The following is a 17,590-nucleotide window of genomic DNA, read 5'->3' on the forward strand; positions in this document are numbered from 1 at the left end:
TTATATTTTTCTTGCTGTATTAATAACATTAACTCCATTAAATCGGGTAGTAGCACTGCCGTGAGATACGGCGCTACTTTGTGATGGCTGTCCTTTTCCATCATTAAATGAACCTCCTAAACGATAATCGCTTTCATCGCAGATATCTGTACAAGAATTCCAGAACTCTTGTGTATTAGCTTGGTAAGCCACATCGTTTAACATACCCACAATTTTTCCTTGTTTGATTTCGTAAAAAATTTGTCCGCCGAATTGGAAATTGTAACGCTGTTGGTCGATAGAAAAACTACCATCTCCCACAATGTAAATTCCCTTTTCTACATTTTTAATCATGTCATCTACGCTCAACTTGGTCTTTCCTGCTTGTAACGATACGTTAGGCATGCGTTGAAATTGGACATCATCCCAACCTTGTGCATAGCAGCAACCTTGAGATTCCTTTTCACCAATAATATGGGCTTGGTCTCTGATGGTTTGATAGTTTACTAAAACGCCATCTTTGATTAAATCCCACTTCTTGCATTTCACCCCTTCATCATCATAACCTACGGCACCTAATGAGCCAACTTGTGTTTTATCGGCCACTAAGTTTACTTTATCACTACCGAACTTGAAGTTTTTAGATTGCCATTTATCTAGTGTAAGGAAACTTGTTCCTGCATAATTGGCTTCATAACCTAATACGCGGTCTAGTTCTGTGGGGTGTCCAACCGATTCGTGTATGGTTAACCATAAGTGCGATGGGTCTAATACCAAGTCGTATTTTCCAGGCTCTACAGATTTAGCAGTGATTTTTTCTGACGCCACTTTTGCAGCTTCTTTCACATCTTCCAGCATATCGTAACGGCCTTTGTAGCGAGTTACGATGCCCGAAACTTTATCTTCTGGACGAGCATGCATATACTCGTAGCCTTTACCCATAGGAGAACTCAAAGCATTTCTGGTTTTGAATTGGCCAGAAGTTCTATCTATTCTCGTTACATTGAAAGTAGGGTAGATGCGGTGTACATCTTGATCGATATATGAACCGTCTGTGGAAGCGAAGTACTTTTGTTCATTTACAGCGAAAATCGCCGAATTCACGAAGCTAGCCCCATTTTGCATGGCGATATCATTCACGTTGAGTAGTAAATCTACCTTTTCTTTTACGGGAACTTCAAACGAGTTGATTTCGATAGGCGTTTTCCACGAAACTTCGCCGTATCCTTTCTGAGGAGCCAATTGTACAGGTTCTCCTTGGATTTTGGAATTAGCTTTAGCTACAGCAACAGCTTGTTCTGCAGCTTTTGCGATACCATCTTTGGTAACTTGGTTGGTAGCTGCAAAGCCCCAACATCCGTTTACAATTACTCGGATACCTACACCATAAGATTCGGTATTGGCTACGCCTTGTACTCTTTTCTCTCTAGTGGCAACAAATTGGTTCAAGTAACGCCCAATACGGACATCAGCATAAGTTGCACCTTTAGATTTGGCAGCGTTTAGGGCTGCATCGGCCAGTTCTTTTTTAATTTTGGGGTCTACACGGTCAAGTGCTTGCAGCGGGTCTATCGGATTGCCATAAGCCGATAAATCTGGCAAAAGTAAAGCACTCATTCCCATTCCGGACAGGTAAAGGAAGTCTTTTCTTTTCAAAGCGGTTTGGTTTAAGTTAGTTAATAAGACAAATTAGTTAAAGGTTTAGATAAAACCCGCAAAATTATATAACATTTTAGTTTCAATCTGAAATTTATAGGCGGGTGATGATATAAGGCCTTAAAAAAGGCTGATTTGATTGACTTGGCATAAATTTTACAAGATTTAAGATTAGAAGTGTTCGGAATATCAAGTTTTCTATAAACGTTGGTGGGGATGCCAACGTCAGCAAATCCCTGGTTGGCGTTCCCGCCAACTGATATATTTAGAAATTCTAAGACACCAGCTTATAAAAAAGAAGAAGCTTAGAAGAAGCCTTTGTGGTCTTCGTGTCTTTGTGTTTAAATCAATCCTAAACATCTGTCGCATCCTCCGAATTTCACGATTACCAATAAAATTTAGCTCTTCGCATAGTGCCGTTTTTCGAACCATAGGAAGCTTGCCGATAAAATTAAGATGGGGAAAAACCACCATTTGGAAACCTCTTTTCGGTAAGTAATTTCGTTTGTAGAAGCTTTAATAGCTTCAATGTTCGTTTTTCTGCTGTAAGCTAGATTATTTTGAATGGTTTGCGAAAGTTTGATGCTTTTCCAAGCTTGCTTTTCAAATACATAAAAATCTTTAGCCGTTTTATTGATTTGAATGCTTTGCCATCCTGATGTTAATGACCAAACTTGTACTTCCCAATGATTTGGATATAGTAGGTTTTGATTCACTGTTAAACGTTCGGCTTGGTATTTAACCGCTGGGGCATTTGTACCCTCTGTAGTTATGTTTAAGCTTAGTTTTTCATTAATTGTTGGAAAGGAGTCACTTGCATTTAAGCTGATAGCGGTATGTTTTTTTCGGGCAACGGCATTAATAAGTGCAGTCCAATAATTCGCGTAATCTTCTTGGTGTCCGTTCAACAACCATTGATGACTGTTTTGTAAAGTGGTGTAAACAATCCTCCCCAAACCATAAAGTTCTTGTAAGGCAACGGTTTGGTTTTGGTTGTTGATTAAAGCCTGCTGTCCTTTTTGAGGATTTAAGTGCCATTTCAAACTCGTACTTAAATCTGATAAGCGTTCTTGTTTGTCCACTATGTTTAAGTGGAGTACTTTATCATCTTTCAGATTTTCAACTTGATTGATTCTTTTCTGTAAGGCTCCATTAGGATTGGGTTCATCTACCCAGATCATTAGCCCCAAGCCTTTTCCTACCGCTTGCATTAATGTTTGTCTTGTGCTAGATGATATATTTTCAAACTCGTTCTGGTCTATCATCAGCACATCTTCCTTTTGTAATTGGTTAGCAGAAATATTCGCTAAACTCAAACTATCTCTGTTCAAGAAATCAGTACTGAATTTATCTTTACTTATCCGACTTCTAAATGCCACTGGATATCGCTGCTCATAAAGCCAATTCTTTAAAAATTTATATTCGAAGCTCGGAAATGAAGTGAGCATAACTGCTTTAACAGACGTTTTGGCAAATGATTGTATGGGTAAAAATTCTTTGGTAAGAGTGTCTTTTCCGGTTAGTCCGATGAGTTGTAGCAAAGCTTTTCCGTTCTGTCTAATTTGGTGCTTTAAACTAAACTCGTGATGAGCATTTGCTGCAATACTTACAGAATCTAATGTAGTGCCGAAGCCTTCTAGTTTCAATAATATTGCCTTTGAAGTGTTGTTCTGATAAAACCCTTGCACTGTTAACACTTCTTCTTGTTTCAACGAGCCATTCCAGTTGCAGGCAATTAAACCACTTAGTGTAGCAGCAGGATGGAAGTTCAAAGGAATACCTTTTAGCTTTTTAAGTTCTTCGTTTGGTAGTCCGTAGCCATAGACTTGAAGTGAGTTAATTGCCGGATTTTCGGCTAAATGATAGGCTAAATCGGGAATGTAATTAGCTTTTCCTTTTAGGTTTTGATGTAAGGAAGGGTCGGTATAGTATTTCTTGCCTTGAATTTTGGATAGGCTATCCAAGTTTGCACCAGCGGTAATAACTGTTAAGGCATTTTTATTTTGTACTTCTTTATGTTGATGAAATGTCGGAATAGCCATCAAAACTAAACTGCTTATCAATAAAATAGTGCTTACTATTCTCGCTGCTAACCAATGCTTGTTTTTTCTTTTAACTTCGAAATAGATACAGCTACAAAGCAGTATTAAAGATGCGATAATTATCCAAACGTTAAATCCCATTTCCATCAATTCCCATTTTTTAAATTGTTGAAATAATTAGCTGATAGCTGCTTGCTCGACCCTGCATTTTTAGCTTGAGGTTGTGCTGCAGCTTTACCAATAATGCGATAGATAGCATTTGACACTGTTTCTATATCTCTTTTTTGTGGTTTTGCTTGGCTGTTTAGTCTTCGAAGGCTATTGAGTGCTGCTAAAAAGCTAGCAGGTTTACTGGCGGCAGCGGCAATGATTTGCTTTTCTCCAGTTTGTAATAAGGCTTTTTCGTTAGTGTTGAACGATTTTCCATTCTGATGTAAATCCAATAAGGCTAAAAGTACTTTCAATTCTTCTCTGTTACGGTCTGTAAGCTCAAATTGCGACTTTGTACTTGGGTTCGTAATTTTTTCGAGCTCGCCAGTCAAGCGTTTTTCGAATTTTAATGCTGTGGTTTTGATGGTGGTTTTAGCAACATAAGCCCTAGATTTCTGCTGCAAGTCTTTTAACAAACGTAACGCTTTGTACTCAAAAGGGAGTGCTTCCTGAGGTTTGTAAGTGCGGAGGTTTAATTCTGCCTTCCACATTTCGTTCAATACCGCTTTTAGTTGTGCTTTAATCTCTGGTTCAAAGAAAGTAGCATCTTCTGCAATGTCATGTTTGTGAGCATATTTATCCATCAAAGCCTTTACATCGCCAAACTTTTCCTCTTCCTTTTTATGGCTGCCGTGGTCATGACCATCATCAGCGTGGTGTTCATCGTCGCCACCAATTTGTGTTTCGTTTTCTTCTCCCAAAAACTGACCGTAGCGCAACCTTAACAGCTTTTGGTCTACACCTAAATTATTACTGCGCTTTTTAAATTCATCTTGCGTTAGACTGGCTTTTTCAGCAAGTAATTTCTCCGTATCTAAAATAATCTGCCGCTGACTTCTAAAGTATTCAGGCACTAAGTTTACACCAGAAGTCATTCCGGCCATGCTCATTAGCTCTGCGGTATCTACTATGGAAACACTATATACATCCGAACGACTTTCTTGCCCTTTGTTATCCTTCGCCTGAATGAAGAAATAGAGTTCGTCTCCAGGTTTCATACCTAAGCTTTTAAGGTTGATGTGTTTTTTGAGGTTCAAGCTTCTTTGGTTGCGGATGTTAGTTTCAAAACTTAATTTATTTTCGGTAAAACTCACGCTTTCTCCTTTTCCACTGGCCATCGTTGCAGAGATAAAGGCCGCTGCAATTCCGTAATCGTCAGTTAAAATTGCACTTAAATCTATTTTTGCAGCTTGCCCAATATCTATGGTTGTTTGTGGTTTTGGCTGTATAATTTTAATATTTACAGGATGGTCTGGTATCAATTCTATTTGGTATAAATCTGATTTCGTGCCCTCAATTTCTAATTGATAAAAGCCAGATTTGTCTATTTTTCTAGAGAAATTCCATTGCGTAGCGCTTTTATCTGTTGGCTTTAATTTTATACGTTCTTTATCATTGAAAATCACTTCAAAAGATTGAAGACTTTTGTTGGTGCTGATGGTCCATTTTACGGTGCCTCCAATTTCCACTTTTAGCGCAAACTGTTTTTGGCTTCTAGCAGGTTTTGCAGTGTAAGTGGGAGCTTGTATCGTAATGGAATAATCCGCAATTTGAGGAGCGATATTTTCTGGTATAGCAATAGTGGGATTTTGATGATGCTCAACAGAAATAGTTTCTTTGTCAATCTTTTTGAGTTTTCCTAAAGCAAACGTGCTTAGCAATCCCAAAGCTAAGCAAACAAAACCTAAGGTGACTTTTTTTGTAGCTCCCTTTGTTGTTTCTTTTTGGGGTAGTAAGGAAAGAGTTTTGTTGGCTTGTAGCTGCGCTAACTGCGATAATTCTGCTGGATTTCTTAAAAGTAGACTGGCACTGTCTTCAAGTATTGGAAAATGGGTATCTAAATATCTAGCCACCCAAGCATCGTCAATTTTCCAAACTGGACGAATAGTGAGAAATACCAATGCAGCTAAGAAAAATGCCAATAAAGCGATTCCGTAATTAGGTTGGAAGAAATGAGTAGATATGCTGTTAATCAATAGCGAAAAGCCTAAGGATACGGCAAATCCTTGGATAAGGTAAATTGCTATCCATTTATACTTCAACTGCTTAATATAACGCTGTCCCTGCATCTTAATCCACTTTTAATTTTTTGGTTCTGAAATTAAGTAAGCGCTCTACCGCAAGAACAATAAAAGCCAAAACCCAAATCATTTGATCCAATGGTTTGTCGGCGGCGTACCTTGTTTTGTTTTGTTTCGTATCTTCAAACACAGCGATAGGTTGCTTGCTGTCAATTTGTTGTATCTGTTGAAATGCGAATGCTGTCGGTTTTTGATGGTAAAGGATTGGCATTAACGCTTGAGGAAAATTATCTCTCCAAACCAAGTCTGTCCATTGAGGATTAAACTGCGTATATAGCGTATAGTTATGACGTTCGTTTTGTTGCTCTGCGGTTAAAACTGGCTGGCCATAACCATCTTTCCATATCGTTTCAGCTTTGGTGTCTACTTTGATGACATTACGTATTTTTAACACAGGATATTCTTCGGATTCATTTCCATTTATGATAAGCGTACTGGTGTTTTTAATGGAGTTGCTGTTTGCATACTTTAACAATACCCCATCGGTTTTTAAACTGTTGCTGGTTTCCTTAGGAACTGAAGTAGCACTCAACCAAAATATAGCATCCAATTCTTTGCTTTCTACGCTGTTATAGAATTTAATAGGTTGGTTGAGGTAGCTTCCGATGGCAGATAGCGCAGCTTTTACATATTTGGCATCTTCTGTATTTGCAGGAAAAACCATTACGTTGAGTGGTGTATTGTCTTGAGTATTCGCTAAACTATAAGTAATGGCATTTCCTTGAATTGCAGCTTGATAAGTTTTGCCTAAAAGCTGTGTATGCTTTACATTAGAAGTATCTGCCAGCGGTAGTGACTGCCAATGAATAGCTAAATGCAATGTTGGGAGTACATCATCCAGTTGTGCAGTATATTTGGGTGCAAAAACCCAAATTGGAAAGCGATTGGGCAAACTGTGGTTAGCTTGCTTCAATAGCGAGGTATAATTTAACGGCGATACTATAGCGTCATTAACGAGATTTGTATTAACCGTATCTTTCCAATCCAAACGTTTAAAACCCTTCCCGAAATGCCTCAACTGATAGCCTTTTTTCAGTAAAGAATCTATCTTTTTTTGATGGCTGAGGTAAATCGGTTTCAAGTTTCGTTCATCTAACAAAATCCATCCCGCTTTATTTTGCGTTAATGTTTTTCCTTTTAGATAAGGCTTGGCAATTAATATTGCTAATAGGATGAAAAACAAACAGCGTAATACAAATAACAGCCATTGGCTTATTTTTAAGTTTCTAGAGCTAGCAGCCGCACTTTCGCCCAATAAGGATATGCTTCCAATTTTTAGCGTTTTACCTTGTTTTACACGCCAAAGATGGATGAGGATTGGCAACACTAAACTTGCCAATGCCATAAAGCTGATGGGATAGAGGAACTGCACCTAATTATTTACTTTATGACGTTGTTTTAAAAAATCTCGTAATGCTTGGTCAATAGGCTGGTTGGTGGTGAGCGTTCGGTAGTAAATTTTCCTGTCCAGCATTTGAGTTTTGATATTTGCTAAATGAGTATCCATTTTTTGCTGATAACTAGTTCTAACGGCACCTTGGTCAATTTGAATGGTTTGCTTGGTCTCCAAATCTTCAAAAGTGGTGTAACCTTTGAAATCAAGTTTAAGTTCATTCTCCGCTAACAATTGAAAAACGATGATTTCATGTTTCAATGCCAATAAAGTATCTAGTAGTTGGATTAACTCTTGGTCGGCTTGGTAAAAATCAGTGATGAAAACCAGTAATTCTTTTTTTTGGCCGCCACTAAAAATCTCCTTATAGCCAATTGGATTGGTAAAAGAACCATTAGCTTCAATGCTTTCTAACTGATGAAACAATCTGGATAAATGTTGGAAATCTTGACGAGTGTTCATCACAAACAACTCAGCTTCTTTAAAAACGTACAGCCCTACTGCATCGCCTTGCAAATTGGCTAAATACGCCAAAGATGCGGCTACATATTTCGCATAATTGATTTTGGTCAAGTTTCCATCGCTGTGGTTCATCGAAGCACTTGCATCTATCAATAAACGTAGCGAAATGTTTGTTTCTACTTCCGATTCTCTGATGTAATATCGATCTGACCGAGCAAACATTTTCCAATCTAACGAACGTAAATCGTCGCCAGGTTGGTAACTTCTGTACTGACTAAACTCCATACCAGCCCCTTTCACATTGCTTTTATTGATGCCGTTCATAAAACCATTAACAGTGGTTTTGGCCGCCAACGAAAGTTGCTTGATCGAAAGTAGTATTTTGGGGTCTAGCAGTTTACTCATTACAGACTGTTTTTAGGTCTAGAAATGGTTTTTAAAAGTTCTGTAGTAGCATCATCAGCAGTCACATTTTCAGCTTCAGCTTTAAAGTTCATCAATATCCTATGTCTTAACACTGGATAGGCCATGGTTTGCAAATCTTCGAGCGTTACAGCGTATCTGCCTTTAAACAAAGCTCTGGCTTTAGCAGTCAAAATTATTGCTTGTCCGGCTCTTGGTCCCGCTCCCCAACGTACCCATTCTTTAATATATGGTACGCTAGATGTGTCTGGTCTAGTGGCTCTAATCAGTTCGCTAGTATAGGTTACTAAGTCTTCACTTACGCTAACCTGCAAAGTTAATTTTTGTAGTTCTTGAATTTCTTTAGCTCCGATAATGGCATTTACCTTAGGTTTGGTAGCACCAGTGGTACTGCTTAAAATACGTGTTTCTTCAGCTGCGCTAGGATAGCCAATTTTGATGTATAATAAGAAACGGTCTAACTGTGCCTCTGGAAGAGGGTAGGTGCCAGCCTGTTCAATAGGATTTTGGGTTGCCAAAATAAAAAATGGGCGGTCTAGCGGATAGGTTTGTCCAGCATAGGTGACTTCAAACTCTTGCATGGCTTCTAGCAAAGCTGCTTGGGTTTTCGGTGGTGTCCTGTTGATTTCGTCGGCTAAGATGATGTTGCCAAACAAAGGACCTTTGTTAAACTTGAAGAAACGTTTACCCGTAGTATGGTCTTCTTCTAAAATTTCAGTTCCAATAATGTCAGATGGCATTAAATCAGGAGTAAATTGTATCCTTCTGAACGAAAGGTCCAGCGCTTGAGACATGGTACGAACCATCAATGTTTTTGCAAGTCCAGGTACGCCTTCTATCAAGCAATGCCCGCCAGCCATTAAAGCAATCAGCATTTCTTCGATAACGCTGTCTTGTCCAACAATTACTTTCTGAATTTCACTTTTTAAAGACGAGATTTTCTGTATTAAGCTATTTAGGTTGTTTTCTGTATTTTCCAAACGACGAAATCTTTTTAGGTTAGTAATTGATGCTTCAATATAGCGCATATCTAATTGAAAAATAAAGTGCTTTTAAAGAATATCAAAAAAATTACAACATTAGGCCTTGTTAAAACAGGATTTTAAATGAAATGAGTGTAATTTAGATGGATGCGAGCGGCTAAATTTACTTTTGCGAGAATAAAATATACTTCTGGAGATTGGGATACGGACCAACGTATGCCCGCAAATGTGCTGAACTCGCTATTGGAGTACACGACCATTCCATTAGAACCTGAAGAGAAAATCATTGAATTAAGTAGCCCAGATATTTTTAAATATCCTTTTTGCTATTTAAGTGGACATAAATTGGTTCAATTTAATCAACAGGAAGCTGCTAATTTTAAAGCTTTCGTGAAAAATGGAGGTTTTGTATTTGTTGATGACTGCAATCACGACATAGATGGTTTATTCGCCCGTTCTTTTGAAACGCAGATGGCCAGTTTGTTTGGCGCTGGGGCATTAAAGAAAATCCCTAATAATCATCCTTTATATAATGCTTTCTTCAAGTTTGAAAAAGGACCACCTACTACTTCTTTTGAACTAAATGGTTGGGGAGATGATTTGGTGCACGACTATCTCAAAGCAATTATCATTAACGGAAGAATAGGCGTATTGTACAGTAACAAAGATTATGGTTGCGAATGGGATTATGATTTTCGGAACAAACGTTTCTTAGCAGAGGACAATACTAAATTTGCTGTTAATATTGTCCTTTATGCAATGGGGGTGAATGCTTAGGCATTAGTGATAAGGAGTTAGGTATTAGTTTTTGATTTTACTAATACCTAACCACTAATTCCTAGACACTAGATTTTCCCAGGATATTGTTTTAACGCTAATGCTAAACAATCCATAGCCGCATTTAAATCATCAACATTAAGTACGTAAGCCATACGCACCTCGTTTTTACCAGAACCTGCCGACGAATAGAAACCTGTCGCAGGGGCCATCATTACTGTAGCGTTATTATGCTCAAAGCTTTCTAAAATCCACTGACAGAATTTGTCTGCATCATCAATAGGGAACTTAGCTACTACATAAAAAGCACCACCTGGGTTAGGACAGAAAACCCCATCGATGTTGTTTAATCTGTTTACCAAAGTATCTCTACGTAAGGTATATTCTTTATTTACTGTTTCGAAATAGCTATCTGGAGTATCCACAGCAGCTGCACCAGCAATTTGTTCTACCATACCTGGGCTTAAACGAGCTTGTGCAAACTTTAATCCTGAAGCAATTACCTCTTTGTTCTTAGTAATTAAACAGCCTAAACGAGCGCCACAAGCACTATAGCGTTTAGAAACAGTATCCATAATCACTACGTTTTCGTCTAATCCCTCTAAGTGCATTGGCGAGATAAACTCACGACCATCGTAGCAAAACTCACGATAAGCTTCATCAGAGAAAAGGAATAAATCGTATTTCACGCAAAGTGCTTTCAATGCTTCCAGCTCTTCCCTAGAATATAAATAACCCGTTGGGTTGTTCGGATTACAGATGATAATCGCTTTGGTTTTCTCTGTAATTAACTTTTCAAATTCTGCAATTGGAGGCAGGGCAAAACCATTTTCAATGTAAGATAAAATAGGTTTAACCACCACATTGCTCATACAAGCAAAACCGTTATAATTGGCGTAGAAAGGTTCTGGGATAATAATCTCATCACCTTCGTTTACACAAGTTTGCATCGCGATAGTGATAGCTTCAGAACCGCCAACGGTGACCAAGATGTTTTCTGGAGTAATGTTATACCCAAGCTTGTTGTAGTACTCGGTTAGTTTTGTTCTGTAGGCCAAAGTTCCTTCAGATGGGGTATATGCCCAAACATTAAAATCAATGTTTTTGATGGCGTTTAACATTCCTTCTGGAGTTTCAATATCTGGCTGACCGATATTTAAATGATATACTTTTTTGCCTTCAGTTTTAGCTTTATCGGCAAATGGAGTAAGTTTTCTAATGGGTGAAGCGGGCATTTGGAGCCCCTTTTCTGATATCTTTGGCATGGGGCAAAAATAAGAAAACCCCGTTGTAATAACGAGGTTCTCCAAAAAATATTAATAAGTAACTACTACCTATTTGGTCGCATTTGCTACAGTTTCTCCTTTAAGGTAAAGCACCTTTGTGGTAGTTCTAGCATTTGAACTTACTGTTACTGCCATGTTAAAAGGAAGTGGTGAACCCGATTTCTTTACTGTAACTTTTATGAAACCTTTTTCCCCTTTTTTAACAGGAGTTTGTGTGTATTCTCCTACAGTACAACCGCAAGTTGGCTCTACCTTAGAAATGATCAATGGCGAGTCTCCTTCGTTGGTGAAATTGAAAGTGTAGCTCACTGCTTGGTCCAATTTAATTTTTCCAAAGTCGTGAGTTTCAGTCTCAAATTTAAATTCAGCAGGCTTTGCTTGTGCGTTAGCCGCAAGCCCCAATCCAACTACAGTTACTAGTAATAAAAATAACTTTTTCATGTGCGTTGTTATTAGTTTAGTGTATAAACAAATTTAGTGTTTTATAAGTTAAAACAAAAAGTATTCCAAATATTATTTGCCTGCTTTCGTAAGTCAAAGTTAGAAAGAATTGTATCTTTGCGACTTAACCAACTTGTAGCTTATGAGATCAGCCGAGAAAGTTGTTACCAACGAGATTGATGCTTCAGAACTAAGTTTTGATGACTTTAAAGCCATAGTAATAGACGATTACAGAATTGCTGTAGAGAGCCGACAGGCGAGTTTATTAGGCCGTAAAGAGGTGCTTACGGGCAAAGCCAAATTCGGAATATTTGGAGATGGGAAAGAAGTACCACAGTTAGCCATGGCCAAGGTTTTTAAAAAGGGCGATTGGCGTGCTGGATACTATAGAGACCAAACTTTTGCTTTTGCCACAGGCATATCTACCATTAAGGAATTTTTTGCACAATTATATGCTAATCCAGATGTGAATGCAGAACCTGCATCGGCTGGAAGACAGATGAATAGCCATTTTTCTACAAGGTCATTAAATGATGATGGTACTTGGAGAAATTTGACAGAAGTAAAGAATAGTTCAGCAGATATTTCTACCACAGGTGGACAGATGGCTCGTTTGGTAGGCTTGGCTTATGCTTCTAAATTATACAAGCAGAATAAAGAGCTGGATTACCTGAAAAACTTTTCTGTTAACGGTAATGAGGTTGCTTTTGGAACCATCGGCAATGCCTCTACTTCTGAAGGTGTATTTTTCGAAGCTTTTAATGCCGCTGGAGTATTGCAGGTACCTATGGCTATCTCCGTTTGGGATGATGCTTATGGAATATCAGTGCCCGCTAGATATCAAACTACGAAGGAAAATATTTCTGAAATCCTTAAAGGTTTTCAACGTGAAGAAGGGACCAATGGCTACGAAATTTTCAAGGTGAGAGGTTGGGATTATCCCGCTTTATGCGAAACCTATCTAAAAGCTATTGAAGTTTGTAGAAACGAACATGTGCCTGTCTTAATACATGTTACGGAAGTTACGCAGCCTCAGGGGCATTCTACTTCCGGTTCTCACGAGCGTTACAAAGGCAAAGATCGTCTAGCTTGGGAGAAAGAACACGATTGTATCGTAAAGATGCGTGATTGGATGATTGAATCGGCAATTGCAACTAAAGAACAATTAGATGGCGTAGAAGAGGCAGCTAAAAAATATGTACGAGAGGTACAGAGAGAAGCTTGGAACGAGTTTTTAGATACCATTAAGCAAGAGCAGGCAGATGTAGTCCGTATGATTAATAATATGGCGAATGGCAACCCTTCTCTAAGTAAAATTGCGGCTCAATTGGCTTCAACTCACGATGCGCTTCGTAAAGAAGTAGTTTCTGCAGCTAGAAAAGCGATTAGGCAAAGCGTGAAATCTCCTTCTGAAGATAGAGAAGTACTGATTAAATGGTACGAAGCTAAAACCGACTTTTACGCCGAACTATATAATTCTAAGTTATTTACAGACGGGATAGAAAGTCCATTTAATACACCTCAAATTGCAGCAGAATATAACGAGCAAGCTAAAATGTTGGATGGTCGTGAAATTTTGAACGCTTGTTTTGATGCTAATTTTGCTAGAGATGCCAGATTGGTTGCTTTTGGCGAAGATTTGGGAGCAATAGGGGATGTGAACCAAGGTTTTGCTGGTTTGCAGGCAAAATATGGTGAAATAAGAATAAGCGATACTGGTATTAGAGAATCTACTATTGTTGGTCAGGGTATTGGTTTGGCAATGAGGGGTTTGCGTCCAATTGCAGAGATCCAATATTTAGATTACCTGTTGTATGCCATCACAGTTTTAAGCGATGATTTAGCAACTTTGTCTTACCGTACAAAAGCAGGTCAAAAAGCCCCATTAATTATCAGAAGTCGCGGACACAGATTAGAAGGTATTTGGCACTCAGGCTCTCCAATGGGGATGATTTTAGGTTCCTTACGTGGAATGCACATTTGTGTACCTCGTAACATGACCCAAGCGGCCGGCATGTACAATACGCTCTTCAGGTCAGATGAGCCAGCTTTGGTTATCGAATGCTTAAACGGCTATCGTTTAAAAGAGAAATTACCTAATAACGTAGGCGAATTCACAGTGCCTTTGGGCAAAGCCGAAATCATTAAACATGGTACTGATATCACTGTAGTGAGCTATGGTTCTACTTTGAGATTGGTGGAAGAAGCAGCCGAGGAGCTAGAAGCTTTCGGTATTTCAATAGAGGTGATTGATGTTCAAACATTGTTGCCATTTGATTTAGACCAGGCGTGTGCGAAATCGCTAGAGAAAACAAATAAATTGTTGGTAGTAGATGAAGATGTGCCAGGTGGTGCAAGTGCTTATATCTTACAGCAAATACTAGAGGTACAGAAAGGATATTACTTATTGGACAGTAAACCACAAACCTTAGCTGCAAAAGCGCATCGCCCTCCGTATGGTTCAGATGGTGATTATTTTGCTAAGCCATCTGTAGATGATATCATTGAGGCTGCTTACGCCATGATGAATGAGGCAAATCCAGATAGATACCCGAAATTATATTAATAGATCTCCACCAAAACAAAGAAGGGAGCAACAATTGTTGCTCCCTTCTTTGTTTATTCTAGTTATGTCGTTTCTTCTTTTCGCCCGTGTATTTTTTCTCGCCTGCTTTAATAGTTAAAGCAAGGTCGTTTTCCTCAGGTGGAATAGGACAGCGGTAGCCATCGCTATAAGCACAATATGGATTGTAAGCTTTGTTGAAATCTAACTCTATTTTGCCATCTACAATTGCTGTGGTTTTCAAATCGATATAACGACCACCGCCGTAAATTTCTTTGTTGTTGGTTTGGTCTGTAAAAGGTAAGAATAGGTAATCTTTATAAGACGCATTGGCAGCCAAAGCAATGTTTCTATATAATGTTAATTGAACAGGTTTGCCATTCAACTCAAAATTTAGCTTCGCATAGCGGATATAATCTGCTGTAGTACCGGCGTAAGTGGGCATTTTGAAAGCTTTCTCTCCTTCTAATAAAGTAACTTTTGCATCTACTTTGTAATTGCTGTCAGCATCGTAAAATTGAAGATATTTTAAGTCTACTTCCTTTAAAGGCGAATGTTCATTGCTTACAAAATCTGCTTTGTAGTGCTCACGATGGGTAGCAATTTTTTCGCTGAAAGTTTGGGCTTGGGCCCCAAATCCTAAGAAAAGTAATAAAAATAGTATGCGCATAGTAGGGTATTGTTGGGGCGAAATATTTTTCGCGGGTACGACATAAAGCTATCTTTAATTAGATTTGGCTCGTTCTATTTCTTAACAAATGGTCTGCTAAAACTAACGCAGCCATTGCTTCTACAATCACCACTGCTCTCGGAACCACACAAGGATCATGACGACCTTTGCCCTTAATTTCCGAAGCTTCGCCAGCTGCGTTGATGGTTTGTTGGTTGTGCATGATCGTAGCCACAGGTTTAAAGCCAACTTTAAAGTTAATGTCCATTCCATTAGAAATGCCACCTAAAATACCGCCAGCATGATTGGTAATCGTTTTAAACTGGTTTTCCTCTTGAGATTTTGGTAAAGGAACATCGTTATGTTCAGAACCTCTCAATTCAGTGCCATCAAAGCCAGAACCATATTCAAAACCGTGAACGGCATTAATACTTAACATTGCTTTGCCTAAATCAGCATGAAGTTTATCAAACACAGGTTCTCCCAAACCAGCTGGACATCCTTTAATCAAGCAAGAAACTTTACCGCCAACGGTATCGCCATCCTTGCGCACACTGTCGATAAATTCTATCATTTCATTGGCAGTAGCAGGATCTGCACAACGAACAATATTTGCTTCTCTTAGTTCTAGTAATTCGGTAATGTTATCGCTTCCTAAAATAGGTGCGTTGATCTTGCCAACAGCGGTCACATGAGCAAAAATATCGATGCCATGATGTTTCAAGAACAGTTTTGCCACTGCACCTGCCGCTACTCTAGCTGCGGTTTCTCTAGCCGAAGAACGACCTCCACCACGGTGGTCTCGGATACCATATTTAGCATCATAAACATAATCTGCGTGGCTCGGACGATAAACATCCACATTGTGCCCATAATCCTTACTACGTTGGTCTTCGTTAGGAATTAACATGGCAATCGGTGTGCCTGTACTTTTTCCTTCAAAAGTTCCTGAGAGGATTTGCACGGTATCACTTTCCTTACGTTGTGTGGTAATTTTAGATTGACCAGGTTTTCTTTTGTCTAGTTCCGATTGAATGAAATCTAAATCTATTGTTAATCCTGCCGGACAGCCATCTAAAATAACACCAATGGCTACGCCATGAGATTCACCAAAAGTTGTAATGCGAAATAATTGCCCGAATGAGTTGCCTGCCATATTAAGTTATAAGTTGTAGGTTTTAAGTTATACGTTGAAAGTTCTTGTGTCTACTCATAGTTAATTTCTCTCCCTTTTGGGGAGAGATGCCTACAAGGCAGAGAGGGGCTCCACTTCAAACCCCACTTTCTTCAAGTCTTCCCAAAAATAAGGATAAGATTTTTCAACTACGTTATAGTCTTCAATTTCTAATTCCTCAATTAATAGTGCCAAAGGAGCAAAAGCCATGGCCATACGGTGGTCTTCGTAAGTAGCAAAACTTACCTTCTTTGGAAAGTTTAATCCAGCGCAATCTAAGGTGTAAATTAGGTTGTCTTCGTTTAACTTCACGCCAATTTTGGCCAACTCGTTTTGCAATGCAGCTACACGGTCGGTCTCTTTTATTTTTAAGGTTTCTAAACCTGTAAAGGCCATATTTAATCCCAAAGCTGCAGCAACAACCACGATGGTTTGTGCCAAGTCTGGGCAAGTTTTTAAGTCTAAAACTTTATCGGTGTCTTTAATCGCTTGGTTTTTTTCGAAAGCTATTCCGTTTTCGGTTTTAGTGGTACTCAAGCCGAAAATCTGCATAATGGATTTGATTTGGCTATCGCCTTGCAAGCTTTTATCTCGCAGGTGCGGAAGACTAATTTTGGCTTCTTTTGCCAAAGCTACAATGCTGTACCAATAAGAAGCAGCGCTCCAATCTGGTTCTACAATTAAGGTAGAGGGCTTAAATGCTTGATGTTGGATGGTAATTAGATTTTCGTTCCACTCATGCGCAATGCCACATTCAGCTAGCATCGCCAAAGTCATTTCTACATAAGGTTTAGAAGTTAATTCGCCAACAATTTCTAAGGTCAGCCCTTGTTTAAGGGTAGGAGCTAACATTAATAAGGCCGAAATATACTGGCTGCTGATGTCGCCTTTGATTTTGATGTGTGAACTTGTTTGTTCCAAAGGACCGTTGATAGTTAAAGGAGGAAATCCTTCTTGTTCGGCATAGCTGATATCCGCACCAATTTGTTTTAACGCATCAGCTAAAATTCCGATAGGGCGTTGTTTCATGCGCTCGGTGCCCGTTAAGAGGAAATTTCCATTTTTTGCGGAAAGATAGGCAGATAAAAATCGCATTGCAGTGCCAGCAGGGCCTACATCTACGGTTTTTTCGATAGTGCTATCATTTTCATAGGTATCTAGATCAGATAGAATAGCGTTTAAGGTAACGGTGTCGGCAGCGTTTGATAAATTTTCTACTTTTACCAAATTCTTGCTCAACGATTTGATAATCAGAGCTCTGTTGCATTCGCTTTTTGAGCCTGTTAGTTGTATTTCCGCTTGTATATTTTGTGTTCCTTTAAAAGAAACAATAGCATTTTTATGCATGGTTTGGTTGTATTAGGTCGATATAGGTTAAAGCTGTCTCGGTCTTTCCGTCATCTCGACTGAAGCGTAGCGAAATGGAGAGATCTTTTTACAATGTCGATTA

Annotated in this window: 13 protein-coding genes; 2 read left to right on the plus strand and 11 right to left on the minus strand. The window is 38.9% G+C overall.

Going from position 1 to position 17,590, the window contains the following annotated elements:
* From CRO54_RS02100 to CRO54_RS02125, 6 genes are all read right to left on the minus strand, one after another.
* Nucleotides 1–1,635, minus strand: coding sequence for a TldD/PmbA family protein (locus CRO54_RS02100; RefSeq protein WP_097128133.1), 1,635 nt, complete (start codon nucleotides 1,633–1,635; stop codon nucleotides 1–3).
* 398 nt (nucleotides 1,636–2,033) lie between these two features.
* Nucleotides 2,034–3,824, minus strand: coding sequence for a hypothetical protein (locus tag CRO54_RS02105; protein WP_097128136.1), 1,791 nt, complete (start codon nucleotides 3,822–3,824; stop codon nucleotides 2,034–2,036).
* A complete protein-coding gene (locus CRO54_RS02110; protein WP_097128138.1) occupies nucleotides 3,824–5,956 on the minus strand; it encodes a DUF4175 family protein in 2,133 nt (710 codons plus the stop codon). Before CRO54_RS02110 ends, CRO54_RS02105 begins: the two co-directional genes overlap by 1 nt.
* Before the next feature lies 1 nt (nucleotide 5,957).
* Nucleotides 5,958–7,340, minus strand: coding sequence for a BatA domain-containing protein (locus CRO54_RS02115; protein WP_262710515.1), 1,383 nt, complete (start codon nucleotides 7,338–7,340; stop codon nucleotides 5,958–5,960).
* On the minus strand, nucleotides 7,341–8,228 hold the full coding sequence (locus CRO54_RS02120) for a DUF58 domain-containing protein (RefSeq protein WP_097128144.1): 888 nt from the start codon (nucleotides 8,226–8,228) through the stop codon (nucleotides 7,341–7,343).
* The gene (locus tag CRO54_RS02125) at nucleotides 8,228–9,274 is read right to left on the minus strand and encodes an AAA family ATPase (RefSeq protein WP_097128146.1); all 1,047 of its coding nucleotides are present in this window, start codon (nucleotides 9,272–9,274) and stop codon (nucleotides 8,228–8,230) included. Before CRO54_RS02125 ends, CRO54_RS02120 begins: the two co-directional genes overlap by 1 nt.
* 102 nt (nucleotides 9,275–9,376) lie before the next feature.
* Between CRO54_RS02125 and CRO54_RS02130 the strand changes: the two genes are divergently transcribed.
* The gene (locus tag CRO54_RS02130; protein WP_097128149.1) at nucleotides 9,377–10,006 is read left to right on the plus strand and encodes a DUF4159 domain-containing protein; all 630 of its coding nucleotides are present in this window, start codon (nucleotides 9,377–9,379) and stop codon (nucleotides 10,004–10,006) included.
* A gap of 68 nt (nucleotides 10,007–10,074) precedes the next feature.
* Here the strand turns inward: CRO54_RS02130 and CRO54_RS02135 are convergent, their stop codons facing one another.
* Both CRO54_RS02135 and CRO54_RS02140 read right to left on the minus strand, forming a co-directional pair.
* Nucleotides 10,075–11,271 (minus strand): pyridoxal phosphate-dependent aminotransferase, encoded by a 1,197-nt coding sequence (locus tag CRO54_RS02135; protein WP_097128151.1) that lies wholly within the window; start codon nucleotides 11,269–11,271, stop codon nucleotides 10,075–10,077.
* Nucleotides 11,272–11,340: 69 nt separating this feature from the next.
* Entirely contained in the window at nucleotides 11,341–11,733 is a 393-nt protein-coding gene (locus CRO54_RS02140) for a DUF1573 domain-containing protein (RefSeq protein WP_097128154.1), read from the minus strand.
* 142 nt (nucleotides 11,734–11,875) lie between these two features.
* Between CRO54_RS02140 and CRO54_RS02145 the strand changes: the two genes are divergently transcribed.
* Nucleotides 11,876–14,299 carry an alpha-ketoacid dehydrogenase subunit alpha/beta gene (locus CRO54_RS02145; protein ID WP_097128157.1) on the plus strand — a complete coding sequence of 808 codons (2,424 nt, stop codon included), beginning with the start codon at nucleotides 11,876–11,878 and terminating at the stop codon, nucleotides 14,297–14,299.
* 58 nt (nucleotides 14,300–14,357) lie between these two features.
* Here CRO54_RS02145 and CRO54_RS02150 read toward each other — a convergent pair whose 3' ends face one another.
* From CRO54_RS02150 to aroA, 3 genes are all read right to left on the minus strand, one after another.
* Nucleotides 14,358–14,966: a DUF1684 domain-containing protein gene (locus CRO54_RS02150; protein WP_097128160.1), complete on the minus strand. Its 609-nt coding sequence runs from the start codon at nucleotides 14,964–14,966 to the stop codon at nucleotides 14,358–14,360.
* Nucleotides 14,967–15,024: 58 nt separating this feature from the next.
* The gene (aroC, locus tag CRO54_RS02155) at nucleotides 15,025–16,122 is read right to left on the minus strand and encodes a chorismate synthase (protein ID WP_097128162.1); all 1,098 of its coding nucleotides are present in this window, start codon (nucleotides 16,120–16,122) and stop codon (nucleotides 15,025–15,027) included.
* A gap of 90 nt (nucleotides 16,123–16,212) precedes the next feature.
* Nucleotides 16,213–17,487, minus strand: coding sequence for a 3-phosphoshikimate 1-carboxyvinyltransferase (gene aroA / locus CRO54_RS02160; protein ID WP_097128175.1), 1,275 nt, complete (start codon nucleotides 17,485–17,487; stop codon nucleotides 16,213–16,215).
* Nucleotides 17,488–17,590: the final 103 nt, after the last annotated feature.

The sequence above is a fragment of the Pedobacter xixiisoli genome (assembly GCF_900215335.1).
Lineage (GTDB): Bacteria > Bacteroidota > Bacteroidia > Sphingobacteriales > Sphingobacteriaceae > Pedobacter > Pedobacter xixiisoli.